At 74.7% G+C, this 24,061-nt stretch carries 28 protein-coding genes; 16 read left to right on the forward strand and 12 right to left on the reverse strand.

Annotation, left to right across the window (positions count from 1 at the left end; genetic code table 11):
- Positions 1–125 precede the first annotated feature (125 nt).
- The 6 genes from ABD976_RS02345 (at position 126) to dapC (ending at position 5,794) form a co-directional block, all read left to right on the forward strand.
- Positions 126–1,874 (forward strand): ABC transporter family substrate-binding protein, encoded by a 1,749-nt coding sequence (locus tag ABD976_RS02345; RefSeq protein WP_345356277.1) that lies wholly within the window; start codon positions 126–128, stop codon positions 1,872–1,874.
- Positions 1,875–2,176: 302 nt separating this feature from the next.
- Entirely contained in the window at positions 2,177–3,088 is a 912-nt protein-coding gene (gene mshB / locus ABD976_RS02350; protein WP_345356280.1) for an N-acetyl-1-D-myo-inositol-2-amino-2-deoxy-alpha-D-glucopyranoside deacetylase, read from the forward strand.
- Positions 3,085–3,450, forward strand: a complete 366-nt coding sequence (locus ABD976_RS02355) for a hypothetical protein (RefSeq protein WP_345356283.1) — start codon at positions 3,085–3,087, stop codon at positions 3,448–3,450. The genes mshB and ABD976_RS02355 overlap by 4 nt, the downstream gene beginning before the upstream one ends.
- A 4-nt stretch (positions 3,451–3,454) precedes the next feature.
- Positions 3,455–4,222, forward strand: coding sequence for a hypothetical protein (locus tag ABD976_RS02360; RefSeq protein ID WP_345356286.1), 768 nt, complete (start codon positions 3,455–3,457; stop codon positions 4,220–4,222).
- A gap of 139 nt (positions 4,223–4,361) precedes the next feature.
- The gene (fdxA, locus tag ABD976_RS02365; RefSeq protein ID WP_345356289.1) at positions 4,362–4,682 is read left to right on the forward strand and encodes a ferredoxin; all 321 of its coding nucleotides are present in this window, start codon (positions 4,362–4,364) and stop codon (positions 4,680–4,682) included.
- Entirely contained in the window at positions 4,679–5,794 is a 1,116-nt protein-coding gene (dapC, locus tag ABD976_RS02370; RefSeq protein ID WP_345356292.1) for a succinyldiaminopimelate transaminase, read from the forward strand. Before fdxA ends, dapC begins: the two co-directional genes overlap by 4 nt.
- Before the next feature lie 21 nt (positions 5,795–5,815).
- Here dapC and ABD976_RS02375 read toward each other — a convergent pair whose 3' ends face one another.
- The 7 genes from ABD976_RS02375 to ABD976_RS02405 form a co-directional block, all read right to left on the reverse strand.
- Positions 5,816–6,868 carry a hypothetical protein gene (locus tag ABD976_RS02375; protein ID WP_345356295.1) on the reverse strand — a complete coding sequence of 351 codons (1,053 nt, stop codon included), beginning with the start codon at positions 6,866–6,868 and terminating at the stop codon, positions 5,816–5,818.
- 87 nt (positions 6,869–6,955) lie between these two features.
- Positions 6,956–7,174 (reverse strand): hypothetical protein, encoded by a 219-nt coding sequence (locus tag ABD976_RS02380; protein ID WP_345356298.1) that lies wholly within the window; start codon positions 7,172–7,174, stop codon positions 6,956–6,958.
- 213 nt (positions 7,175–7,387) lie between these two features.
- Positions 7,388–8,377 (reverse strand): 2,3,4,5-tetrahydropyridine-2,6-dicarboxylate N-succinyltransferase, encoded by a 990-nt coding sequence (dapD, locus tag ABD976_RS02385; protein ID WP_345356300.1) that lies wholly within the window; start codon positions 8,375–8,377, stop codon positions 7,388–7,390.
- Between the two features lie 44 nt (positions 8,378–8,421).
- Positions 8,422–8,745, reverse strand: a complete 324-nt coding sequence (locus ABD976_RS02390; RefSeq protein WP_345356303.1) for a hypothetical protein — start codon at positions 8,743–8,745, stop codon at positions 8,422–8,424.
- Positions 8,742–9,197 (reverse strand): LppA family lipoprotein, encoded by a 456-nt coding sequence (locus ABD976_RS02395; protein ID WP_345356305.1) that lies wholly within the window; start codon positions 9,195–9,197, stop codon positions 8,742–8,744. Before ABD976_RS02395 ends, ABD976_RS02390 begins: the two co-directional genes overlap by 4 nt.
- Positions 9,194–10,879 (reverse strand): alpha/beta hydrolase, encoded by a 1,686-nt coding sequence (locus ABD976_RS02400; protein WP_345356308.1) that lies wholly within the window; start codon positions 10,877–10,879, stop codon positions 9,194–9,196. Before ABD976_RS02400 ends, ABD976_RS02395 begins: the two co-directional genes overlap by 4 nt.
- Before the next feature lie 3 nt (positions 10,880–10,882).
- Complete coding sequence (locus ABD976_RS02405) at positions 10,883–11,194, reverse strand: hypothetical protein (protein ID WP_345356310.1); 312 nt, start codon at positions 11,192–11,194, stop codon at positions 10,883–10,885.
- A gap of 99 nt (positions 11,195–11,293) precedes the next feature.
- Here ABD976_RS02405 and dapE point away from each other — a divergent pair, with 99 nt between their 5' ends.
- The 3 genes from dapE to ABD976_RS02420 all read left to right on the forward strand — a co-directional run bounded on the left by dapE (position 11,294) and on the right by ABD976_RS02420 (position 13,947).
- Positions 11,294–12,370: a succinyl-diaminopimelate desuccinylase gene (dapE, locus tag ABD976_RS02410; protein ID WP_345356313.1), complete on the forward strand. Its 1,077-nt coding sequence runs from the start codon at positions 11,294–11,296 to the stop codon at positions 12,368–12,370.
- Positions 12,371–12,607: 237 nt separating this feature from the next.
- Entirely contained in the window at positions 12,608–13,393 is a 786-nt protein-coding gene (locus ABD976_RS02415) for an LOG family protein (protein ID WP_345356316.1), read from the forward strand.
- On the forward strand, positions 13,390–13,947 hold the full coding sequence (locus ABD976_RS02420) for an LOG family protein (protein ID WP_345356319.1): 558 nt from the start codon (positions 13,390–13,392) through the stop codon (positions 13,945–13,947). The genes ABD976_RS02415 and ABD976_RS02420 overlap by 4 nt, the downstream gene beginning before the upstream one ends.
- 15 nt (positions 13,948–13,962) lie before the next feature.
- On the opposite strand, the gene ABD976_RS02425 is transcribed toward ABD976_RS02420, so the two are convergent.
- Positions 13,963–14,247: a hypothetical protein gene (locus ABD976_RS02425; protein WP_345356322.1), complete on the reverse strand. Its 285-nt coding sequence runs from the start codon at positions 14,245–14,247 to the stop codon at positions 13,963–13,965.
- A gap of 229 nt (positions 14,248–14,476) precedes the next feature.
- Between ABD976_RS02425 and ABD976_RS02430 the strand changes: the two genes are divergently transcribed.
- From ABD976_RS02430 to ABD976_RS02445, 4 genes are all read left to right on the forward strand, one after another.
- On the forward strand, positions 14,477–14,809 hold the full coding sequence (locus ABD976_RS02430; RefSeq protein ID WP_345356325.1) for a PadR family transcriptional regulator: 333 nt from the start codon (positions 14,477–14,479) through the stop codon (positions 14,807–14,809).
- Positions 14,810–15,075: 266 nt separating this feature from the next.
- A complete protein-coding gene (locus tag ABD976_RS02435; protein WP_345356328.1) occupies positions 15,076–15,408 on the forward strand; it encodes a DivIVA domain-containing protein in 333 nt (110 codons plus the stop codon).
- Between the two features lie 36 nt (positions 15,409–15,444).
- The gene (locus ABD976_RS02440) at positions 15,445–15,894 is read left to right on the forward strand and encodes an SRPBCC family protein (RefSeq protein WP_345356331.1); all 450 of its coding nucleotides are present in this window, start codon (positions 15,445–15,447) and stop codon (positions 15,892–15,894) included.
- Positions 15,887–16,465 (forward strand): DNA-3-methyladenine glycosylase I, encoded by a 579-nt coding sequence (locus ABD976_RS02445; RefSeq protein ID WP_345356334.1) that lies wholly within the window; start codon positions 15,887–15,889, stop codon positions 16,463–16,465. Before ABD976_RS02440 ends, ABD976_RS02445 begins: the two co-directional genes overlap by 8 nt.
- Here the strand turns inward: ABD976_RS02445 and ABD976_RS02450 are convergent.
- The gene (locus tag ABD976_RS02450; protein WP_345356337.1) at positions 16,459–17,247 is read right to left on the reverse strand and encodes an enoyl-CoA hydratase-related protein; all 789 of its coding nucleotides are present in this window, start codon (positions 17,245–17,247) and stop codon (positions 16,459–16,461) included. The two genes, ABD976_RS02445 and ABD976_RS02450, sit on opposite strands and share 7 nt — an antisense overlap.
- A 383-nt stretch (positions 17,248–17,630) precedes the next feature.
- Here ABD976_RS02450 and ABD976_RS02455 point away from each other — a divergent pair, with 383 nt between their 5' ends.
- Both ABD976_RS02455 and ABD976_RS02460 read left to right on the forward strand, forming a co-directional pair.
- A complete protein-coding gene (locus ABD976_RS02455) occupies positions 17,631–17,798 on the forward strand; it encodes a DUF3117 domain-containing protein (protein WP_345356340.1) in 168 nt (55 codons plus the stop codon).
- Positions 17,799–18,035: 237 nt separating this feature from the next.
- Positions 18,036–19,550 carry a leucyl aminopeptidase family protein gene (locus ABD976_RS02460; protein ID WP_345356343.1) on the forward strand — a complete coding sequence of 505 codons (1,515 nt, stop codon included), beginning with the start codon at positions 18,036–18,038 and terminating at the stop codon, positions 19,548–19,550.
- Here ABD976_RS02460 and ABD976_RS02465 read toward each other — a convergent pair.
- Entirely contained in the window at positions 19,540–20,460 is a 921-nt protein-coding gene (locus ABD976_RS02465; RefSeq protein ID WP_345356346.1) for a LysR family transcriptional regulator, read from the reverse strand. The genes ABD976_RS02460 and ABD976_RS02465 overlap by 11 nt on opposite strands.
- Before the next feature lie 95 nt (positions 20,461–20,555).
- Between ABD976_RS02465 and ABD976_RS02470 the strand changes: the two genes are divergently transcribed.
- The gene (locus tag ABD976_RS02470; protein ID WP_345356349.1) at positions 20,556–21,770 is read left to right on the forward strand and encodes an MFS transporter; all 1,215 of its coding nucleotides are present in this window, start codon (positions 20,556–20,558) and stop codon (positions 21,768–21,770) included.
- Here ABD976_RS02470 and tatB read toward each other — a convergent pair.
- Entirely contained in the window at positions 21,691–22,068 is a 378-nt protein-coding gene (gene tatB / locus ABD976_RS02475; protein WP_345356351.1) for a Sec-independent protein translocase protein TatB, read from the reverse strand. The two genes, ABD976_RS02470 and tatB, sit on opposite strands and share 80 nt — an antisense overlap.
- Positions 22,069–22,334: 266 nt before the next feature.
- Positions 22,335–23,987, reverse strand: coding sequence for a trypsin-like peptidase domain-containing protein (locus ABD976_RS02480; RefSeq protein WP_345356354.1), 1,653 nt, complete (start codon positions 23,985–23,987; stop codon positions 22,335–22,337).
- Between the last annotated feature and the right edge of the window lie 74 nt (positions 23,988–24,061).

Consider the following 24,061-nt stretch of genomic DNA (forward strand, 5'->3'; position numbering starts at 1 on the left):
TTCGCCGCTTGCGGTGTCGGGGGTGGAGTGGCCCCCCGGTGTCGCTGCTCCTAGCGGTAGGCGCAACGATGGAGGGCCTACCGCGCCCCGCCGGGGGCGGGTTCCACGGTGAGGGGAGGTCCGGCGTGCTCCAGCGACGCCGCCGTCGAGTCACGTCGGTCCCGTTGCTGATGTCCACCGCCGTCCTGGCGGCGGCCTGCACCAACGCGCCCCCGCCGCCGCTGGTCGAGGAACCTCCCACGCCGCCGCCCAGCTCCAGCTCCGCGCAACCGATCCCGCCGATGCCCACCGAGGTCGTCGTCGGCGTCGACGACCTCGACGGCGGGTTCAACCCGCACACCCTCGCCGACCTGTCGCCGACGAGCTCGGCGCTGGCCAACCTCATGCTGCCCTCGGTGTTCCGGCCCGCCGAGGACGGCACGCTGCAGCTCGACACCACGCTGATGGAGTCCGCGGAGGTGCTGCCGGACACCGAGAAGTTCACCGTGCGCTACCAGATCCGGCGCGAGGCGAGCTGGTCCGACGGGGCCCCGATCGCCGCGGAGGACTTCGTCTACCTGTGGGAGCAGCTGCGCTCCCAGCCCGGCGTCTCCGACCCGGCCGGCTACCAGCTCATCGAGGAGGTCAGCTCCGGCCAGGGCGGCAAGACCGTCGAGGTGACCTTCAGCGAACCCTTCGACGGCTGGCGGACGCTGTTCACCAACCTGCTGCCCGCGCACCTGCTGCGCGACGACCCGAGCGGCTGGGCCACCGCGCTCGACGACGGCTACCCCGCCTCCGGCGGGCCGTTCGCCATCCGGCAGGTCGACCTGGACCGCGGCGAGATCATCCTGGAGCGCAACGACCGCTACTGGGGCGCCCCGGCCGCGTCGGACCGGGTGGTGCTCCGGGCCGCCGACGAGACCCGGCAGGTCGACGCGCTGCGCTCCGGCGACACCCACCTCGCGGTCATCGACGCCGACGCCGCCACCCACCAGTCGCTGCGCGAACTCGGCGACGAGGTGCGGGTGACCACCCTGCCCCGGCCCGCCACCACCCAACTGCTGCTGCGCCCGGACAGCCGCGACCTCGACCAAGTAGGGGTGCGCGAGGCGGTGCTGGCCGCGCTCGACCGGCAGCAGCTCATCGCCGTCGGCACCGGCGGCGGCCCGGCGCAGCAGTTCCCGGCGCACGCCCAGGTGCTCGCCCCCTCCGAACCCGGTTACGCGCCAACCGAACCCCCGAGCCCGCCGGGACCCGACCCGGCGCAGGTGGAGCGGCTGCTCGGCGAGGCCGGGTACGAGTTCTCCGCCGGGGCCTGGGTGCGCGACGGCCGACCGCTGAACCTGGTCATCGCCGCGCCGTTCGAGAACGACAACTACGTCCGGATCGCCGAGGAGGCGGCCCGGCAGCTGCGCGCCCAGAACATCCAGGCCACCGTCATCACGCCCACCGGCGACCAGCTCTTCGGCGAGATGCTCGCCGCCAACCCGCTCTCCTCGGACAGCGGCGCCTCCGGGACCGTCGACATGGTCGTCGCCCCGCGGGCCGCGGGCGGGGACCCGGCCGCGATGATGGCGGCCAACTACGGCTGCCCCGCCGTGGTCGAGGAGGGCGAGCAGCCGTTCCCGTACAACGCCGCGGGCTACTGCGATCCGCTGCTCCAGCCCACCATCGACGCCGCCCTCGCCGGGGCCGTCCCGTACCCGGAGGCCGCCGCCGACGTCGAGGCCCGGATCTGGCGCGAGGCCATCGCGCTGCCGCTGTACCAGCAGGCGCAGGTGCTGGCCGTGAGCAGCGACGTGCAGGGCGTCTCGCCCGGCCACGGGTTCGCCGGGCCGTTCTCCAGCGCGGGCCAGTGGGTCGGCACCCCCGCCGACTCCTACGGCTACTGAGCAGGCACCACCGGAACCGCTCCGCCGACCCATCAGGGTGACGCCCGCCAGGTGAGGGGCACCCTTGCCCCAGTTACTTGGACATGGGTGCCCCTCACTCACCACGCTTCCGGGTGAGATCGGACCGGCGTCGTCGAGGTGAGGGCCACCCTTGCCCAGTTGTTCGGACACGCTCATCGCGCTTCCGGGTGGGCTGTTCGGTCTGGGTGGGTGGTGCGGGTGGCGGTGCGGTCGTTTCGGGCATTCGGGGCATCGCGGCTACCGTCCGCCGGGAGGGCCGAGGTGGCGATTACGCTGGTCTGGTGACGCTGACGGCCCCACCGCGGTTGCTGCTGGTACACGCGCACCCCGACGACGAAACGCTCTGGACCGGTGGCACGATCGCCCGCTACGCCGCGCGCGGCGTGCAGGTGGTCGTGGTGACCTGCACCCTCGGCGAGGAGGGCGAGGTGATCCCGGAGAGCCTGCGCGGTCTCGCCTCCGACCAGGCCGATCAGCTCGGCGGCTACCGGGTCGGCGAGCTGCGCTCGGCCTGCGCCGCGCTGCGGGTGGCCGACCACCGGTTCCTCGGCGGCATCGGGCGCTGGCGGGACTCCGGGATGCTCTGGGAGGAGCCCGGGCGGGCCGGCGCGCTGCCGGAGGCGCACCCGCGGGCCTTCGCCACCGGCGACCGGGCGGCCCAGGCCGAGGCGCTGGAGGCGGTCCTGCACGAGGTGAAGCCGCAGGTCGTGGTGACCTACGCGGCCGACGGCGGCTACGGCCACCCCGATCACGTCCGCGCCCACGAGATCACCGCGGCGGCGACCGCGACCGTCCCGGACGTGCAGCGGGTGTTCCACGCGGTGCCGTCCCGGGAGACGCTGCGCGCCGGGCTGGCCGAGCTCGCCGAGGACGGGGGCCAGCCGTTCGCGCTGCCGGAGGTCGACGAGCTGGCCCACGTCGACGACACCGCGATCAGCACCGTGATCGACATCACCGAGCACCTGCCCGCCAAGATCAGCGCGCTGCGCGCGCACGGCACCCAGGTCAAGACCTGGCTGGACCGCTGGGACAACGGCGCCGGGCTGGCCGCCTACGCGCTGTCCAACGGCGTCGCGCAACCGCTCGTCGGCACCGAGCACTACGTGCTGGCCGCCGGTGATCCGGCGGGCTGCGAGTCCGACCTGTTCGGCGGGCTCGGGGTGTTCGGCACCGAACCGGTGGCCGCCCGTTGAGGGCTGCGGACCGCCTCGTGCTCGGGTTCCTGCTGCTCGACGCCTTCCTGCTGGCGCTGATCGAGCTGCTGTTCCTGCCGTCGTACCTGGGCCCGGTGCAGTTCCCGATCACCGCGGCGGTGGCGGCGGTGACGACGCCGCTGCTGGTCGCCGAGGCGGGGCGGCTCGCGCCGCACCGCGGGGTGGCCTCGGCTCCGCTGCTGGTGTGGTTCGCCACCGTGTTCGCGGTCGGCATGTTCGGGCCCGGCGGCGACATCGTGCTGCCCGGCAACGACTGGCGGACCCTGCTGCTGATCGTCGGCGGGGCCCTGCCCGGAGCGATGATGCTGGGCATCGTGCTGGCCCGGCGGGCGCGGGGGTGACGGCGTGGCCGAGGTGCTGACCGACGAGCGGATCGCCGGGGTGCTCCGGCCGTTCGTGCGGGCGACCGGCCCGCTGCTCGTCGCGTTGCGGGAGGGCGATCCGCTGCGGCTGCGCGGCCGGTTCGACGACGCCGACGTGCCGGAATCGGAGGTCGGTGCGCTGCGCGGGGCGCTGCGGAAGCTGGACGCCATGCAGCTCCCGGGCAGCACCGCGTGGGACGCGATGAGCGTGGAGCAGCGCTGCGACTGGTGGGCGCAGCGGGTCGGCCGGGTGCTCGCCCTGATCGCCGGGCTGCCGCGGTTCGGCGGCGTGATCACCTCGCGGCTGCCGATCCGCAACGCGCTGGGCATCACCGGGCAGGGCCTGGTGCTGTGCGCCATCGCGGGGGAGCTGGGGGTGACCGACCCGGTGGTGCGGGTGCGGTTGCTGGCCGCGGTGCTGCTGGAGCGCGACCTGTCGCCGGAGGTCGCGGCGGGCCCCGACCCGGAGGCCGACGACGAGCGCGCCGCCGAGCTCACCGAGGACCTCGACGCCGCCGAACGGGAGCACGGCCGGGCCACGCCCAAGGCGGTGGCGCGCACGGTGTGGCGGATGGCGCGGGCGCTGTGGGAGATCGATTCCGAGCTGGACAAGCGCCCGCAGGGCCGCTTCTACCACGAGCTGATCGGCTCGGTGCCGGTGATCGGCGTGGTCGGCGGTTACCTGGGCGAACGCTCGGCGCTGCGCCGGATCGCCCGGCAAGGGGTGCGCTGGTTGCGTACTCAGCGGTAGTTACCGCAGGGCGCGGTTGTCAACAAGGCTCTCGGGCTGTGGGACCGGTTACGGCTGCGCGGCGCGAAGAGGGATACTGTGAGGAGTCGCGCCGGGAAATTCCCGGCGCAGGACAAACGCTTCGAGCGGGAGAGCAACCGTGACCTACGTGATCGCCGAGCCCTGCGTCGACGTGCTCGACAAGGCATGCATCGAAGAATGCCCTGTCGACTGCATCTACGAGGGTGGCCGGATGCTCTACATCCACCCGGATGAGTGCGTCGACTGCGGTGCCTGCGAGCCGGTCTGCCCGGTGGAGGCCATCTACTACGAGGACGACGTCCCGGGGGAGTGGGAGCCCTACACCAAGGCGAACGTGGACTTCTTCGACGACCTCGGCTCGCCCGGCGGTGCGGCGAAGGTGGGCAAGATCAACAAGGACGTCGAGCCCGTCACCAGCCTCCCGCCGCAGGGCGAATGAGCCCCGGCGGGAGCCCGGGCGCCGACGCGCCCGGGCCGCGGCTGCCGGACTTCCCGTGGGACTCGCTGGCCGGGCTCAAGGCGACGGCCGGGGAGCACCCGGACGGCATCGTCGACCTGTCCGTGGGCACCCCGGTCGACCCGGTGCCCGCGAACCTGCAGGCGGCGCTGTCGGCCGCGGCCGACCGGCCGGGCTATCCGGCCACCCACGGCACCCCGGAGCTGCGCGAGGCCGCCGTCGCCGCGCTGGACCGCCGCTTCGGCGTGCCGGACGTGCCTGCCGAGGCGGTGCTGCCGACGATCGGGTCCAAGGAGCTGGTCGCCTGGCTGCCGACGCTGCTGGGCGTGCGCCCCGGTGACGTGGTCGCCATCCCGGAGCTGGCCTACCCGACCTACGAGGTCGGGGCGACCCTGGCCGGGGCCGAGGTGGTCCGGCTCGCTCCCGGCGAGGCGCCCCCGGCGGGCACCGCGCTGGTGTGGCTGAACTCCCCGTCCAACCCGACGGGCCGGGTGCTCGACGCCGAGCAGCTCGCCGAGTCGGTCCGGCAGGCCCGCGCGGTCGGCGCCGCGGTGGCCTCCGACGAGTGCTACCTGTCGCTGGGCTGGGACGCCGAGCCGGTGTCGGTGCTGCACCCGTCGGTCACCACCGACCGCGCCGGTCTGCTCGCGGTGCACTCGCTGTCGAAGACGTCGAACCTCGCCGGGTACCGCGCGGGGTTCATCACCGGTGATCCCGAGCTGGTGCGCCGCCTGCTGGAGCTGCGCAAGCACGCGGGCATGATCGTGCCGCGCCCGGTGCAGGAGGCGGTCACCGCCGCCCTCGCCGACGACGTGCACGTGCGCGTGCAGAAGGAGCTCTACGCCGGGCGGCGCGCGGTGCTGCGGCCCGCGCTGGAGAACGCCGGGTTCACCGTGGAGCACTCCCAGGGCGGGCTCTACCTGTGGTCCACCCGGGGGGAGGACGCGTGGGAGACGCTGCGCCTGCTCGCCGAGCGCGGCATCCTCGCCGCCCCGGGCACCTTCTACGGCCCGGCGGGCGCCCGGCACGTGCGGATCGCGCTGACCGCCTCGGACGAGCGGATCGCGGCAGCGGCCAAACGCCTCGCGGGCTGACCGCGCGGTTCGCCCCGGGGTTCACCCGCCGGCGGTGGGCGTCAGGTAGCGCGGTCGGCAGAGGTCGTCGGACGCGAGCCCGTGCCGGTGGCACCACCGATCGGCCTCCTCGGGCCCGGAGAACGGCCCCGGATGGTAGGCGAAGCCGTCCGGGTGGAGGGCGACCTGGGCGTTGAGCCGGCTCCGCAGGTCCTGCACGGCGCTCTCCGGGGCCGGCCCGGAGTCGAGCGCCGCGACCCAGATGCCGTCGACCGGACCGGCGGCGCCCGCCGCCCGCAACCGGTCGTAGAGGTCGATCAGCTCCGGCGAGCGCGTCCCCGACCGCTGGACCGCCTGTTCGATGGTGCGCACGTTCTCGGCCAGGCACTGCCGGTTCCAGTGCCCCTGCGTGAGGGTGCCCGACACGACCTCGGCGAGCGCGGCCTCGCCCTGCCAGGGCTGCACCAGGACGAGGTCGGGCACGGTCAGCACCGCGCCGGAGTCCTGCTTGAGCAGCACGTCGACGGTGTGGATCGTCGGCCACGCGGTCGGTGTCGACCGCCCTTCCGGGCCGACGGACAGCAGGACCCGCTCGGTGGACTTGCCGTCCAGCGAGTAGAGCACCGGGTGGCGGACCGACCGGGCGGCGAGGTCGTCCGGGATCCGGATGTCGTACTCGGTGGTGATGCCCACGGCCCCGGCGCCCTGGCACACCCGCAGTTCGTCGACGTGCCGGACCACGACCTCGATCTCGGTGACCAGCGCGGGCTGGTCACCCCGGTTGGTCAGCACGAGGTCGATCGCGGCGGTGTCGGCCCGCAGCACCTCGGCACCTTCCTCGACGTGTTCCCACACCTGCCGGACGTCGGACTTGGTGGTGACCCGGTGCTCGGCCACCCGCAGGTCGGAGCCCAGCACCACGTCGTTGGCCCGCCGGGCTTCGTGCAGCGACAGGATCCCGGCCACGGCACCGGCAGCCGCCAGCACCGACCCGGCGCCGACGAGCATCCGGCGGAACCAGGGCCGCCGCTGTTCGGGCGAGGTCCGCGGCCTCCCGTGCCCGGCGATCTTCCGCCGTCGTCCTGGTCGCGCCACGCTCGCCCCCTCAGCCTCGGTCGGCACTCGGACGCCCGCGGCCCGGCGCCGGTTCCCGACCGGGCTCGGGACGTTCCGGCCGGCGCCTCAGGTCGTGAGCAGCTCGGCCGCCACGCCGAGCACCGGCAGCGCCGTGGCGGCGAGGAGGACGAGGGAGCAGCCCGCGCCGCTCCGCGTCCTGCCGCGTTCGATCCCGTGCTCGCGCTCGTACTGGGCCTGGTGGTACGCCATCCCGGCGGCGAGCCCCCAGCAGTACCCGCAGCCCTCGGAGTCCTTGAGGCGTCCGCACTTCGGGCACGTCTCCATCACCGCCACCTCTTTTCGGTTGTGCTCCCGCCGGCCCGGAGCCGGCCGAGTCTCCCCCGAGTCTCCCCGCGCGCCGGCCCCGGCGCGGCGGAACGGGCACCGAACCACCGTTCGGCCCAGTCGTCGCCGCGCCTCACCCGTTCGGGAAGACAAGCGAGGGGCTCCCCGACGCGGCTGTGCCGAGTCGAGGAGCCCCTCACCGAGGACGACGGGTCAGTTGGCGTGGAGGGCGGCGTTGAGCTCGACCTTGTCGCCGGTGCGCGGGGTGACCTCGACGGCGCCGGTGGTGGAGCTGCGCCGGAACAGCACGCCGTTCGAACCGGAGACCTCGCGGGCCTTGGTGATGGTGCCGTCCGGCAGCGTGACCTTGGTGCCCGCCGTGACGTAGAGCCCGGCCTCCACCACGCAGTCGTCGCCGAGCGAGATGCCCGCGCCGCCGTTGGCGCCGATCAGGCACCGCTCGCCGACGGAGATGACCTCCTTGCCGCCGCCCGAGAGGGTGCCCATGATCGAGGCGCCACCGCCGACGTCGGAACCGTCGCCGACCACGACCCCGGCGGAGATCCGGCCCTCCACCATGGAGGCGCCGAGGGTGCCCGCGTTGAAGTTCACGAAGCCCTCGTGCATGACCGTGGTGCCCGCGGCCAGGTGCGCGCCCAGCCGGACCCGGTCGGCGTCGCCGATGCGGACCCCGGAGGGCACCACGTAGTCGATCATCCTGGGGAACTTGTCCACGCTGTAGACGGTGACCGCGCCGCGCGACCGCAGCCGCAGCCGGGTCGCCTCGAAGCCCTCCACCGGGCACGGACCGTGGTTGGTCCACACCACGTTGGACAGCAGGCCGAAGATCCCGTCGAGGTTCTGGCCGTGCGGGCGCACCAGGCGGTGCGACAGCAGGTGCAGCCGGAGGTACACGTCGTGGGCGTCGGCGGGCGCGTCGGAGAGCCGGCCGATCCCGGTGCGGACCGCGACGACCTCCACCTCCCGGGCGTCGTCCCGGCCGAGCAGAGCCGCACCGGCCGCCCCGAGGGATTCGGCCGCCTCCTCGGCGGTCAGCCGCACCGAGCCCGCCCCGGTCCCGGCGTCGCCGAGCTTCACGATCGGGAACCAGGTGTCCAGGACGGTGCCGTCGTCGGTCACGGTGGCCAGGCCCACGCCGTGGGCGCCCGTGGCCTGCGGGTCGGGGATCTGCGTGCTGCTCATACCGCAAACGGTAATCGGGCGCGCCGCCCGCCCGCAGCCGAGGGTCAGCCCACGGCGGAGGTGGTGATCTGGAATACGGCCAGCGCCAGCAGCGGCGCCACCACCGCGCCGAGCACCCCGACCAGCACCGCGCGGCCGACCCCGCGCGACCGGGCCACCGGGAACCACAGCGCCACCGCGCCGATCAGCACCAGCGCGCAGGACACCGCCGTGGCCAGGCCCATCGGCCCGCAGGTGCCGTCGCCGCCGGGCGTGCAGGGCACGGCGAAGGACCAGATCCCGACGAAGGCCAGGAACGCCAGCAGCGGCACCGCGAGCAAGGTGCCGAGGACGGCGAAGACCAGCGAGGTGATCCGCGCCCCGCTCACGGCTCCACCACCAGGTGACAGCCGGTGCGCACGGCCAGCACGGTGCGCGCAGCGGTCCCGAAGTGCAGCCGCCCGCCGAAGCCGTCCCGGATCGCGACCTTGTGGTCGCCCGCCCGGTCGGTGATCACCTCCAGCTCGGAGAAGCCGTGCTCGGCGGCGACCGTCCCGGCGATCCGCACCGCCTCGGGCCACTGCTCGTCGGGGATGCCGGGGCGGCTCCAGCGCACCAGGTTGCGCTGCTCGGCGTCGGCGACCTCCGGGTGCCGCACGCACGCGGAGCGCACCGGCGCGCCCTCGCTGCCCCAGTCGCCGAGGCCGAGCTCGGCGGCCAACCGGTCCCGCACCTCCTGCTGCATCCGCTCGTAGCGGCCGGTGATCTCGGACATGGTCGGACGCTGCCGCAGCGCGGCTCGCGGGTCTTCCACGGTGCTCCCGTCGGACGGTCGGCTCATGAGAAGAACTCCTGGATGGCGTCGGCGGCCTGCTGGCCCTGGTGCGGCAGCCAGGAGATCACATCGCCCGCGCCGTCGGAATCGCCCGTGACGGCCTGCTCGGGCACGCCGGCGACCACGGTGGCGATGTTGTGCTGGCTGGTGGTGTCGCCGTCCAGGTAGTCGCTGTGCCCGGTGACGGCCGACCCGTGCTCGGACTTCTCGGTCGTGAGCTGGGTGAACCCGTCCATGTGCGAGGGATCACCGCCGAACCGGGAGAAGTCCGCGACCGGATCGTTCTTGGCCTCCAGCAGGTAGGCGTTGCCCTCCGGCACGCCGAGGTCGGACACGTCCTCGGTCCCCATGCCGGGCGAGCCGTACAGGACCACGTCGTCCACCCCGTGCCCGCCGCCCTGCAAGGCGTACCCGGTGGTGGTGGAGCCGTAGGAGTGGCCGATCGCGGTGAGGTGCGGATCGTCCTCCCGGGAGGCGTTGATGCCCTGGTAGAAGCTGTTCAGCGCGGCCCCGCCCTCCTTCGCCGGATCGGCCGAGGCGACCGACTCGTCGGGGTCCAGCATGGACATGTCGCGCTGCGGGGCCTCGTAGCCGATCCAGCTCACCGCCGCGACCTCGCCCTTCCCGCCGGAGCGCGACAGCTCCTCCTCGGACTCGGCGACCAGCGCGGCCATCTCGGCGTCCATGCCCTTGAGGGTGCCGTCGACGGTGGTGGTGAAGCCGGGGGTGAACACCGAGACGTGCTCGGCGGTGTCCACGTCGCCCACGGCGACCGCGGCCTTGACCCGCTCGCCGCCGGTGTCGAGCACCAGGAGCTGGCGCGGCGGGTCCTGGCGCGCGATGGTCTCCTCGACGGCGTCGATCGAGTCCAGCTTGGCGTCGATCCCGTCGATCGCGTCCTGCTCGTCGCCGGTGATGCCGCCGCGTTCCAGCTCCGCCTTCTCCTCCTCCAGCGCGGTCCGCTCGTCGTCGATGCGGGCGCGGTTGGCGGTGTCGCGGACCTCCGCCGGGATGCCGTCCATGCCGCCCAGCCAGGCGGGCGGGTCGGCGAGCAGCGCGGCGCGCTGGGCGTCGGACAGCGAGCGCCACCACTCGGCGTTCTCCTTCGGGCCGCCGTCCTCGGGGCGCTGCACCTCGGCGGCGGCCGCCGAGGCGAGCGTGCTGCCCTCGCCGGGGTCGCTCTTGTCCTGCTCGGCCGCCACCAGCGCCTCGGCCAGCGCCGCGTCGGTGTCCTCGGCGTCGTCGAGCACCTCGCCGACGAGCTGCGAGATCCGGTCCCGGGTCTGGCGGCGCTCGGCCTTGACCGACTCCAGCTCGTCGGCGGGCACGTTCTCCGGCGGTGCGACGTCCTTGACCCCGCCGTCCTCGGTGATCGCGAACCCGCTGCCCCCGGCCAGCTCGTCGGCCTCGGCGAGCTTGCGCTTGATCGCCTCCACCTCGTCGGAGGCGCGGGCGACGGCGCCGCGCACCTCGGTGATCTCGGCGACGATCCGGCGCATCCCGTCGACCAGCGCGCGGTGCCGCTCCGCCGAGGCGGTCGCGGCCTCGCCGGACCAGCCGTCCGGGTTGCGCGCCCCCGCCAGCTCCGCATCGAGCCCGACGAGCTCCTGCTGCCGGGTGCCGAGGGTCCGGTGGACCTGGTCGAGCGCGCCCGGCTGCCACCGGCGCACCTCGCTGAGCGAGACCATGGATCAGACCCCCTCGCCCAGTCCGGCACCGGCGGCGCCGATCCCGGCCGCGCTGCTCTCGTCCCCGGATTCGTACTCGTCGGCGCTGCCGCGCAGGGATTCCCCGTGCGCGCGGGCGTCGCGCGCCCAGTCCGCCAGCTCCTTCGCCCAGTCCTGCGCGAGCCGTTCCGCGGCGGGCGCCGCCTCGCCGCCGGGCATGGCCCCGGCGATCTCCCCGGTCGGCGGTGCCAGCCGGACGCCGCCGGCCACCTCACCCGCCGACGTCGCGTTCTTCCCCGATTTCCGCAGCGCCTCGGGGTCCGCCGTGAATCCCATCGCCGTGGCCACCTCCCTGGTCCGATCTCGCGAGCACCGCTGGGACGTCGCCGTGCCGCTTCCGGTTCCCGGCACCGCGCGCGAGTAACCTGTGCCCCCGTGACCGCACCGCTGGACCTCACCGCCGATCCCGTCGAGCTCACCGCCGCGCTGGTGGACCTCCCCAGCGTTTCCGGTGCCGAGCGGGCGCTGGCCGACGCGGTGGAAGCCGCGCTGCGCGCCCAGGCCCCGCACCTGGAGGTGCTGCGCAACGGTGACGCGGTGCTGGCCCGCACGGCGCTGGGCCGGGAGTCCCGGGTGGTGCTGGCCGGGCACCTGGACACGGTGCCGGTCAACGACAACCTCCCGCTGCGGCGCACCGGGTCCGGCGTCGACGAGGTGCTGCACGGCTGCGGCACCGTCGACATGAAGGGCGGCGACGCGGTGCTCCTCTCGACCGCCGCCGCGCTCACCGACCCGCGCCACGACCTGACCTTCGTGTTCTACGACTGCGAGGAGGTCGAGGCCGAGCGCAACGGGCTCACCCGGATCGAGCGGGAGATCCCGGAGTGGCTGGACGGAGACCTGGCCGTGGTGGGCGAGCCGTCGAACGCGGCCGTCGAAGCCGGGTGCCAGGGCACCCTCCGGGTCGAGGTGCGCACCACCGGCGTCCGGGCGCACACCGCGCGGGCGTGGATGGGCGACAACGCGATCCACGCGGCCGAGCCGGTGCTGCGGCGGCTCGCCGACTACCGCCCCCGGCAGCCGGTCATCGACGGCCTCCAGTACCACGAGGGCCTGCAGGCGGTGCGGATCTCCGGGGGAGTGGCCGGCAACGTCGTCCCGGACTCCTGCGTGGTCACCGTGAACCACCGGTTCGCCCCGGACCGGTCGCTGGCCGAGGCCGAGGCCCACGTGCGGGAGGTCTTCGACGGGTTCGAGGTGGTCGCCGTGGATCGGTCGGCGGGCGCGCTGCCCGGCCTGACCGCACCGGCCGCCGCCGAGCTGGTGGCCGCGTCCGGTGCCGAGCCGGTGGCCAAGCTCGGGTGGACCGACGTGGCCCGGTTCGCCGCCCGGGGGATGGCCGCGGTGAACTTCGGCCCCGGCGATCCCGCGTTGGCGCACACCCAGCAGGAGAACGTGCGGGCCGCCGACATCCGCCGCTGCGCCGAGGTCCTCCACCGCTTCCTGTCCTGACCGCTCGAACGGGTGATCTTCGGCCAGGTGATCCGGCTGCTCGGATGAAAGCGCCCCACACTCACCACCCTTCCGGGTGAAGTGGGGGTGGGCGGGAGGTGCCGGTGCGGGCTCGGGCGGTGGGTCGGCGACGGCGGTGGGACGCGTCGTGAACCGGGCGTGAACTGGGGTTTTCCGCCGAGGAGCGACGGGTGGTCGCCGATCGGGCGCGGACGGTGGCTGCGTACGCTCGGGCGCATGACAGTCGAAGGCCAGCCGAGGACGGGGGGCGAGGAGCCGCCCTCGCACGAGGAGCAGCGCGGTCCGGTCGTGCTGCGCAGGTCCGGCTCGCGGGAGTCGAGCACCACCGACCAGCGACTGCTGGATTCGCGCGGCCCGACCGACTGGGTGCACACCGACCCGTGGCGGGTGCTGCGCATCCAGGCGGAGTTCGTCGAGGGCTTCGGGGCGCTCGCCGAGGTCCCCAAGGCGGTCACCGTGTTCGGCTCCGCGCGGACCCCGCAGGACCACCCCGAGTACGCGATGGGCGTCGAGCTCGGGGCCGCGCTCGCCGAGGCCGGCTGCGCGGTGATCACCGGTGGCGGGCCGGGCACGATGGAGGCCGCCAACCGGGGTGCCTCCGAGGCGGGCGGGCTGTCCGTCGGGCTGGGCATCGAGCTGCCCTTCGAGCAGGGCCTGAACCCGTGGGTCGAGCTCGGCGTGAACTTCCGCTACTTCTTCGTCCGCAAGACGATGTTCATCAAGTACGCGCAGGCGTTCATCGCGCTGCCCGGCGGTTTCGGCACGATGGACGAGCTGTTCGAGTCGCTCACCCTGGTGCAGACCAAGAAGGTCACCAAGTTCCCGATCGTGCTGTTCGGCAGCTCCTACTGGCGGGGCCTCTACGACTGGGTCCGCGACACCATGCACGCCGAGGGCAAGATCGGCGACAAGGACCTCGCGCTGCTGCACCTCACCGACGACGTGGACGACGCGGTGAGCATCGTCCGGGAGGCCTACGAGGCGTGGGAGGCGACGCATTGAGCCCCGAACCGACCATCGCCGACGTCGCGGTCTGCGTGTACTGCGCGTCCCGCCCGGTGCCGCAGCAGCACCTCGACCTGGCCGCCGAGGTCGGGCGCGGGATCGCCGAGCGCGGCTGGACGCTGGTCTCCGGCGGCGGCCGGGTCTCGATGATGGGCGAGGTGGCGCGCGCCGCCCGCCGCGGCGGCGGGCGCACCGTGGGCGTCATCCCGCGCGCCCTGGTGGAGCACGAGGTCGCCGACACCGAGGCCGACGAGCTGCTCGTCGTCGAGACCATGCGCGAGCGCAAGGGCCTGATGGACGCGCACGCCTCGGCGTTCCTCGCGCTGCCCGGCGGCATCGGCACCTGCGAGGAGCTGTTCGAGGTGTGGACCTCGCGCTACATCGGGATGCACGCCAAGCCGGTCGTGCTGCTCGACCCCGAGGGGCACTACGAGGGGCTGCTCAACTGGCTGGAGGAGCTGGCCGGGACCGGCTTCGCCAGCAGGCACTCGCTGGAGGCGCTGATCGTGGCCACCGACGTGCGGGAGGCGCTGGACGCCTGCGCCCCCTGAGCCCCGCCGGGGTCGTCAGACCGCCGCGTTGATCAGCTCGTCGAGCCGCTGGATCGGCACGTCCGGGCGGACCTCGCCGAGGACCGGGGCCAACCGCAGCCAGCGGGACTTCACCCGGGGCGCGCTCGGCGGGGTCCGGTCCAGCTCCTCGACGAGCTCCTCCATCCGCCACTGCGCCTCGTCGCGCTCCAGGCTCGGCTCGGGGTGCTCGCGGACCACGTCGAGCAGCACGGCGGCGTAGGAGCGCAGCTCCTCCAGCGCCTGCGCGCGATCGGTGGCGACCTCGGGATCGTTGGCCACGTCAGCCGGCTCCTGACTGCTCGTGCGGACGACAACGGTTCCGAAGTGTGTCCGGTCCGCCCGATCGCGGGGCGGACGTGGAGCCGAACTCACCCGAAAGGCGCAGACAACTGGGAAAACCGGCAGCGGCTTGTGACGCACCTCATCGCCGTCGGGATCGGGACAGGACCTTGGTCCCCTTGCGGGAAATCGGTGACAGCTCCGGCGAATACCAGTAGAGTCACTACCCGTGAAGGCTGATGCGCTCCGCGGTCACCTGGACGCCCTCCTGCTGGCGACGCTCGACGGCAAGGCCATGCACGGGTACGCGATCATCGAGGCGCTGCAGGAACGCAGCGGTGGCGCCCTCGACCTGCCCACCGGCACGGTCTACCCGGCGCTGCGCAGGCTCGACGAGGCCGGTTGCGTGCAGAGCGCCTGGAGCACCGTCGGCGGCAGGCAACGCCGCACCTACCGGCTGACCGCCGCGGGCGAGCGGGCCCTCCAGGCCGAGCGGATCGCCTGGCGGGAGTTCACCGCGGCGATCGAGGGCGTGCTGGCGGGCACGGCCTCGCGGGCCTGAGGGGTCCTTTCAGCATGCGGCGGAGCCGCATGCGGTGCGGCCGTCAACCGGCACCGCGGCGGGTTCTCAGCTGTCTTCTCGCGAGGACGCCCTGATGCCGTGTATCGGCGATCCATCAAGAAGGGCGCCCGGAGCGAGAAGGCAGCTGAGGTTCCGCCACCGGCACCGCCACGCAGGCCATTCTGAAAGCAGTCCTACGCCCCGCTCCCGGCGGGAGGCGGGCACTCGGGGGACGGCGCTTCCGGGCACGTGCCACGATTGGCCGCGTGGCTAGTGCGCTCATCTACCTGCTGGTGGTCCTCCTGGTCGGTGCGGTGGTCTACCTGCTGGCCTCGCTGGTCTTCGGGCGGGGCGAACAGCTCGAACCGCTGCCGCCCGGATCGACCCCGACCCGGCTGCCCCCGGCGGACGTGGAGGGCGCCGACGTGCGCGCCCTGCGGTTCCAGCAGGTCGTGCGCGGGTACAAGGCCGCCGAGGTCGACTGGGCGCTGGACCGGGTGGCCACCGAGCTCGACGAGCTGCGCGGCCGGATCGCGGTGCTGGAGCGGCAGCTCGACGCGGCGGGCGAACAGCTCCAGCGCACCAGGGACCAGGACTAGATGCCCCGGCTTCGGCCGGAGAGAGGCCTGTCGAACGTGCGACGAGCGGAAGTGCGGGTCAGCGTGCCGGTGGCGGCCGACCCGGAGACGGTGTGGGCGGTGGCCACCGACTGGCCGCGGCAGGGCGAGTGGATGCTGGGCACCGAGGTCAGCGTGCTCGGCGGCTCCGGCGGCTCGGGCACCGAGCTGCTGGCCGTCACCGGGTACCGGGGCGTCGGCGCGGTGGACCGGATGCGGGTCGTGGAGTTCGAGCCGCCCCGGACCTGCCGGGTCCGCCACGAGGGCGGGCTGATCGTCGGCGAGGGCGGGTTCGAGGTGGTGCGGTGCGGCAACCTCGCCTCGACCTTCGCGTGGTGGGAGCGGCTGGAGCTGCCCACCGGGACCGGGCCGCTGTGGCCCGCGGTGCGCCCGGCGCTGCGCTGGGGCCTGCGCCGCTCGCTGCGCACCTTCGCCGAGCTGTGCCGGGCGGAGGGCGATCGTGGCTGACGCCGGAGCCGCCGTGCCCGGGCCGGACGGCCGGCCGCGCTGCCCGTGGGGCGCGGGCCCGCCGGACTACCTCGAGTACCACGACGCGGAGTGGGGGGTGCCGCTGCGCGGCGAACACGCGCTGTTCGAGCGGATCACCCTGGAGTCGTTCCAGTCCGGGCTGTCCTGGCTGACCATCCTGCGCAAGCGCCCGGCGTTCCGGACCGCCTTCGCCGGGTTCGACCCGGAGCGGATCGCGGCGTTCGGCGAGGCGGACCGGCAGCGGCTGCTGGCCGACGCGGGCATCGTCCGGAACCGGGCCAAGATCGACGCCGCGATCGGCAACGCGCGCGCGGCGGTGGCGCTGGACCGGCCGCTGGACGAGCTGCTGTGGTCCTTCGCCCCGCCGCGCACCGGTTCCCGGCCGCACACCCACGCCGAGGTGCCCGCCACGACGCCCGAGTCCACGGCGATGGCCCGGGACCTCAAGCGGCGCGGCTTCACCTTCGTCGGCCCGACCACCTGCTACGCGCTGATGCAGGCCACCGGGATGGTCGACGACCACCTGGTGGACTGCTTCCGCGCTCAGTGACCGGTGAAGCGCGGTGACCGCTTCTCGACGAACGCGCCGACCGCCTCGCGGTGGTCGGCGGTGGCTCCCGCCTCGGCCTGCGCCCCGGCCTCGACCTCCAGCGCCTCGGCGAGCCCCTCGGACGCCGCGGCCAGCATGGTCTCCTTGATCCGGGCGTAGGCGCTGGTGGGGCCGGTGGCCATCCGCCCGGCCAGCTCGCGGGCGGCGTCGGCGGCCTGGCCGTCGTCGACGACCCGGTTGACCATGCCGATGCGCAGCGCGTCCTCGGCCGCCACCGGCTCGGCGAGCAGCAGCATCTCCATCGCCCGGCCGTAGCCGATCAGCCGCGGCAGCGTCCAGGACGCCCCGGAGTCGCTGGACAGGCCCGCGTTGGCGAAGGCCATCAGGAAGCTGGCCCCGGAGGCGGCGATCCGCAGGTCGCAGGCGTAGGCCAGGGAGGCGCCCGCCCCGGCCGCCGAGCCGTTGACCGCCGCGATGACCGGCTTGGGCATGGTGGTGACCGCGTGCACGATCGGGTTGTAGTGCTCCTCCACGGTGCGCAGCGGCGCCGGATCGCCGGAGTCGAGCAGCCCGGCGTGCTCCCGGAGGTCCTGGCCCGCGCAGAACGCCTTCCCGGCGCCGGTGATGACCACGGCGCGCACGGCGTCGTCGGCGGCGGCCTCCCGCAGCGCCGCGATCAACCGCTCCTTGAGCTCGGCGTTGAGCGAGTTGTACGACTCGGGGCGGTTCAGGGTGAGCGTGCGCACACCACCAGCGTCGTCGATCAGCAGTACGTCGGTCACTCGGGCGCTCCTTCGCTCGGAGTCCGCTGCGGTGGGCCCGCGGGCCGCCGCAGTTCTTCCACAGTGGACGTCGCGGTGCGGGCGCGGTCCCGGGTGGACGGCGTTGTGGCTGGTAGCCGCCGCGCCCGGCGATCAGCCCGCCCCCCGGCGCGCAACACGCCGGGGCACCAGCCCGATCGGGGGCCTCGGAACCGGCCCCGCGGTAGCCGTGGAAATGCCCGCACGGAGCCCGAGTCTGCCAGCTCCTGACGGCATTCGACCAGCGCACGGCGGAGGCGAGTTGATCGGTTCGGTTTCGTCCCCGCCTCGGGATGGGGGAGAATGGGGAGGACCCGAGCTGGTTGTGGCGACCAGCGGGGGAAGATCCACGGAGGGAGCACGCTATGGCGGCCATGAAGCCCCGGACCGGTGACGGTCCCCTCGAGGTGGCGAAGGAGGGTCGCGGCATCGTGATGCGCGTCCCACTTGAGGGCGGTGGGCGGCTCGTCGTCGAGATGTCGGTCGAGGAGGCGAAGAACCTGGGCGACGCCCTGGGAACGGCCACCGGCTGAGGTCGCCAGCGGCGACCGGCGGGCTCCAGCGCCGCGCTGCCGGTCGCCGAGGAGCCGCCTCCGGTCGCGGAGGCGGCAACGCAGACGCCGACGGGCCCCGGCGCGCACGTGCCGGGGCCGCTGTCGGCTCCACCGATCGTGCGGGTGGCGAACCCGTGCAGGAAGGGTCTTCTCGTGCCCGGTGCGTCAGTGTTCCGCTCCCCGCAGCAACCCCCGGCCGAGGAATCGGCACTCCCCGTGATCCCGCAGTCGCCGGTCGAAGTGGACGTCGCGACGAAGTGGCTGGACGGCGTGCCCGGCGCGGTCCCCGTGTTCGACGGCGCGGACGGCCCGGACCTGGCGGCGGCCGCCGAACCGTTCGATGTGGACATCGCGGTCCTGCGCGCGGTCGGCGCCTCGGCGGGCGCCGGTGACGTGCGGGCGCTGCCGCTGCCCGACGGCGGCTACGGCTGGCTCGTCGGCGTCGGCGCCGGACGCCCCGAGCAGTGGCGCGCCGCCGGGGCCGGGCTGGCCCGCGCGGTGCGCGCGCGGCTGGACGAGTCCGGCCAGGACGTCGACGAGCCCGAAGACCTCGGCGATGCCTCCGACGCCGACTACCTGCAGGTCCGGCTGCCCGCCGGGGCCGAGCCCGAGCAGGTCCGCTCGCTGGCGCTGGGCCTGGCGCTGGGCGGCTACCGGTTCCGGGTGACCGGGCGCCCGGCGCCCGTGCGGCTGCGCAAGGTCCTGCTGGTCACCTCCGGCGCGGAGGCCGAGGCGCTGCGCGAGCGCGTCCGGCGGGCCGCCGAGTGGGCATCGGCCACCGCGCTGACCCGCGACCTCGCCAACGCGCCGTCCAACGTCAAGGACCCCGCGTGGCTCACCGGCAAGGCCGCCGAGCTGGCCGCCTCGGTCCCCGGTCTGCACGCGGTGGTCCGCGACGAGAAGTGGCTCGCCGACCGGGGCTTCGGCGGTGTCCTCGCCGTCGGCGGCGGCTCCGCGCGCCCGCCCCGGCTGCTGGAGCTGCACCACCACCCGGCGGAGGCCACCGGCCCGCACCTGGTGCTGGTCGGCAAGGGCATCACCTTCGACACCGGCGGCATCTCGATCAAGCCCGCCGACGGGATGCACCTGATGCGCACCGACATGGCCGGGGGAGCGGCGGTGATCAGCGCGCTGCTGTCGATCGCCCGGCTGCGGCTGCCGATCCGGGTCACCGGCCTGGTGCCCGCCGCCGAGAACCACGTCTCCGGCAGCGCCTACCGGCCCGGTGACGTGGTGCGCCACTACGGCGGCACCACCACGGAGGTGGCCAACACCGACGCCGAGGGCCGGATGGTGCTGGCCGACGCCCTCGCCTACGCCGTGGACCAGCTCGAACCCGGCCTGCTGGTCGACGTGGCCACCCTCACCGGCGCGATGAAGGTCGCGCTGGGCCTGCGCACCGGCGCCCTGTTCGCCTCCGACGACGCGCTGGCCGACGAGCTCGCCGCCGCCGGGCGCCACGTCGGCGAGTCCTGGTGGCGGATGCCGCTGCCGGACGACCACGCCGAGGACGTGCGCGGCGACCTCGCCGACGTCAAGCAGGCCCCGCCCGGGCCGGGCGGGATCACCGCGGCGCTGTTCCTGCGCGAGTTCACCGGCGGGCTGCCGTGGGCCCACCTGGACATCGCCGGACCGGCCCGCGCCGACCGCGACTACAACGAGGTCGTCAGCGGGGCCACCGGCTTCGCGGCCCGCACCCTCGTCGAGCTGGCCACCGGGCTCAGCCGCTGACCGACCGCCGGCCGAGCGCGTGTTCGCGGAACGCGCGCACGGCCGGCGCCGTCGGTGCCACGTCGGGCCAGGCCAGCGCGATGTCGCGGTGCGCGGCGGGCCGCAGCGGCACCTCGGCGGTGCCCGGCACCGGCCCCCGGTCGTCGGGCGGCAGCACCGCCACCCCGAGGCCCGCCGCGACCAGCCCGCGCACCGTGTGGATCTCCTCGGCCTCGAACACGACCCGGACCGCGAACCCGGCCCGCGCGGCGAGGTCGTCGAAGATCCCCCGCATCCCGTAGCCGCTGCGCATCACGACGAACCCCTCGTCGGCGAGCGCGGCCAGCTCCACCTCGGCGCGGCCCGCGAGCGGGTGCCCGGTGGGCAGCAGCGCGACCAGCGGTTCGGTGCGCAGCACCGCGTGCCGCCACGGCGGCCCGGGCGGCGGGGACACCAGGCCCAGGTCCACCGCGCCGGACCGCATCCGGGCCAGCACCTCGTCGCGGGAGCCCTGCACCAGCTCGAACCGCACGTGCGGGTGCGACCGGCCGAAGCCGCGCAGCAGCTCCGGGACCAAGGTGCCGCCCATCGTGTGCTGGAAGCCGAGCACGACGCGGCCCCGCTCCGGGTCGACCTCCGCCACCACGGCGCGGCAGCCCACCTCCAGCGGCCCCAGCGCGGCCGCCGCGGCTTCGGCCAGGAGCTCCCCGGTCCGGGTGAGCCGGATGCCCCGTCCGCGCTTGGCGATCACCGGGGCGCCGACGTGCTCGGCGAGCCGGGCCAGCGCGCGGCTCAGCGTCGGTTGCGGGACGCCGAGCACCTGCGCCGCGCGGGTGAGGTGCTGTTCGGCGGCCACCGCCCGCAGCGCCGCCAGGGTCGGCGCGAGGTGCTGGGCGAGTCGGGCGGCGTCGTCTTCGGCGTCGGGCAGCACGGGACCGATTCTGCCCGCGATCCATGCGATGCCGCATGGATCGTGCGGTATCCAGCATTGGACGCATCGGTCGGTCGCTGCCTAGCTTCGGCGACGTGGATGACGCCCGGCTCCGGGGCGCCCTGCTGTGCGGGGCGCTGGCCCTGTTCGCGCTGCTGTACGCGCCGCAGCCGCTGCTGCCCCGGCTCGCCGAGGAGCACGGGCTCGCTCCCGGGACCGCCGCGCTGGTGATCTCGGCGGCGACGTTCGGGCTCGCGGTGGCGGCGATCCCGCTGGGCACCGTCGCGCAGGCCGTCGGCCGCCGCCGGATCATGATCGGTGCGGTGCTGCTCGCCGAGGCCCTGGCGCTGGTGCTGCCGTGGCTGCCGTCGTTCCCGCTGCTGGTCGGCGTCCGGCTGGTGCAGGGCGTGGCCGTCGCCGGCGTCGCCGCGCTGGCCACCGCGCACCTCGCCGAGGAGTCCGGTGGGCGCGGGATCGGCACCGCGATGGGGCTGTACGTGGCGGGGTCCGCGCTCGGGGGGATGACCGGGCGGATCGTCGGCGGGGTCGTCGGCGACCTCGCCGGCTGGCGCGGTGGGCTGCTCGCCGTGGCGGGGCTGTCGGCCGCGTTCACGGCGCTGTTCGTCGCGCTGCTGCCCCCGGAACGCCACCACCGGCGGCAGCCGTTGCGCTGGCGACCGCTGCTCGGTGGGCTCGGGGCCGCGCTGCGCGACCCCGAGCTGCGCGGCCCCTACGCGATCGCGCTGCTGGGCACGGGCGCGTTCGCCACCGTCTTCACCGCCCTGCCGTTCCGGTTGACCGCACCGCCGTTCCTGGTGCCGCCCGCGCTGGCGGCCCTGGCGTTCCTCGCCTACACCGCCGGGACGGCGACCTCCGCGCTGGCCGGCCGGGTCGCCGACCGCTGGGGCCGGCTGCCGGTGCTGCTCGGCGGGCTGGTGCTGTGCGGCGCCGGGCTCGGGCTGATGCTCGGCGACGTGCTGGCGCTGGTGCTGGGCGGGCTGGTGGTGTTCACCGGCGGGTTCTTCGCCGCGCACGCGGTGGCCGGGGCCTGGGTCGGCGCCCGGGCGCCCGAGGCGGCGCGGGGTCAGGCCGGGGCGGTCTACCAGTTCACCTACTACGTCGGGACCAGCCTCGGCGGGGTGCTCGGCGGCGCGGCCTACGGGACGTGGGGGTGGACCGCCACCACGGCGCTGCTCACCGGGTTCCTGCTGCTGGCGGCGCTGGCCGCGCTCAGGTCGAGTCCGGGTCGTAGGGCGGGCGCTCGTTCGGTTCCAGCGGGCGGTGCTGCTGCGGGGCGGACGGCGGGGTGAACTGGTTCGGGTTCGCGCTCTGCTGCGCACCGTCGTCGCCGAGCAGGTGCTGGGTGACCGCGGTGCGCGGGTTGAAGTTGCGCAGCTCGCGCAGGTCCTCCAGCGGCTTGCGCAGGTCGTCGAACTCGGGGCCGATCTCGGACTTGATCTGCTCGCGGGCCCCGGTGGCGTAGTCGCGGACCTTGCGGACGGTCCTGCCCAGCCACGCCGCGCCCTCGGGCAGCCGATCGGGCCCGAGGATGAACAGGCCGGCGACGATCAGGACCAGGATCTCACCCCAGCCGATGCTGTCGAACACCCGACTACCTCCGGTCCCAGGACACCGCTCGTCGGCGTCCACACTACCTACCGCCCGGCGCGACGAGGAGGGGTGACGTCGACCGTCCGGTCGCCGACCCACGTCGGACACCCCGAGGACACCACCAAGTCACCCGTTCGGCCCACCAGCACCCGCCATCACCCGATGGTGAGCTGAGTGAGGGGCACCCTTGCCCAAGTAACTGGGACAAGGGTGCCCCTCACCTCGAAACCACATCGAGCGGTTGTCGCCCGGGCGGATGTGGGTCAGTGGAGGGTGACGTCCAGGACCAGTTCCCGGCCTTGGCGGACCAGGGTCACCGGGACCGTGTCGCCGACCCGGTGGCGGTCGACCGCGACGATCAGCTCGTCGGCGCTGCGGACCTCGCGGTCGCCGACCTGGATGATCACGTCGCCCTCGGCGATGCCCGCGCCGGCCGCCGCGCTGCCGTCCTGCACGTTCTGCACCTGGGCGCCGTCGGCGAGGCCGTCGCTGACCGACTTCGCGTTGACGCCGAGGTCGGCGTGCTGGACGTGGCCGGTGCGGATCAGCTCCTCGGCGATGCGCCGGACGTCGTCGATCGGGATCGCGAACCCGAGGCCGATGGAGCCGCCTTCCCCGCCCGCGCCGAGCGTGCGGATGGCGCTGTTGATGCCGACCACCGCGCCGTTGCCGTCCACCAGCGCACCGCCGGAGTTGCCCGGGTTCACCGCCGCGTCGGTCTGGATGGCGTCGATCACCGCGTTGGTGTCGGTGCCCTCGCCCGCCAGCCGCACCGGGCGGTGCACCGAGCTGACGATGCCGGTGGTGACCGTCCCGGCCAGGCCGAGCGGCGACCCGATCGCGATGACCTGGTCGCCCACGGCGAGGCTGTCGGAGTCGCCGAGCTGCGCCACCGTCGGGTTGGCCACTTCCACCTTGAGCACCGCGAGATCGGTCTTGACGTCCCGGCCGACGATGCGCGCCGGGGCCCGGGTGCCGTCGTGGAACACCGCCGAGATCTCCGCGTTGGGCGTGTCCACGGCCATCGACACCACGTGGTTGTTGGTCACCACGTAGCCGTTGCCGTCGATCACCACCCCGGAGCCGCTGCCGCCCTGGGCGCCGACCCGCACCTCCACGGACACCACCGCGGGCACCACCCGCTGCGCGACCGCCGCGACGCTGCCGTCGGGCCGGTCCGCGCCCGCCTGCACCTCGGCGAGCGTGACGTCGGGGTTGATCAGCGGGTTGCCCTCCTCGGCGGTGACCCGGCCGATGAACCCGCCCGCGATGCTGACCACCAGCGCCGCGACGCCCAGCAGCGCCAACGCCTTCGGGTGCACCCGGCGGCCGAACAGCACTTCGCGGGCGCTGAGCAGCGGGCCCGCGGTGGTCGGCGAGGTGGCGGCCGAGGCCTCGGCCGCGGTGGTCGCCGGCGGCCCGAGCACCGCGGCGGCGGACGGGTCGCGCCACGGATCGCGGACCGAACCGGATTCCCACAGCACCGGGTCGTCGGCGGGTGCGGTCGTCGGTTCCGGCTCGCCGGGGGTGCGTTGCAGCACCTCGCGGCTGCCCGCCGGACGTCCGAACGCCTGGTTCAGCGACTCGGGCGGCGGCGGGAGCTGCTGGATGCCGCGCGGGGCGAGCCCGGAACGCGAGTGCGCGTCGAAGCTGCCCCGAACCCCGCGCGGTCGGCCGAAGGCCGTGGCCTGCGCCGGGTCCACCGACGGGCGGTGCAGCGGGCGGGGCGGGAGGCGCGGCGGTTCGCCGCCGCGGGGCGCCGACCCGCGCGGAGCGGCCGCGCTGCCGGGTGCGGGCGGGTTGCCGGGTGCGGGCGCGGTGCGGCCTTGCTCCTCGCCCGGGTACCGCTCGCGCCGCGCGGACGGGTCCTCGCCGGCGCCGGGACCCGGCGCGGGCGTTCCTGGCTGCTGGCTCATCGCTCCCCGGTCATGCGGCTCGTCACTCCACGAGTGGATCACACGTTTCGCTGCACCGGGTCACCGGCGCCGGG

The organism is Saccharopolyspora cebuensis (assembly GCF_039542665.1).
GTDB lineage: Bacteria > Actinomycetota > Actinomycetes > Mycobacteriales > Pseudonocardiaceae > Saccharopolyspora > Saccharopolyspora cebuensis.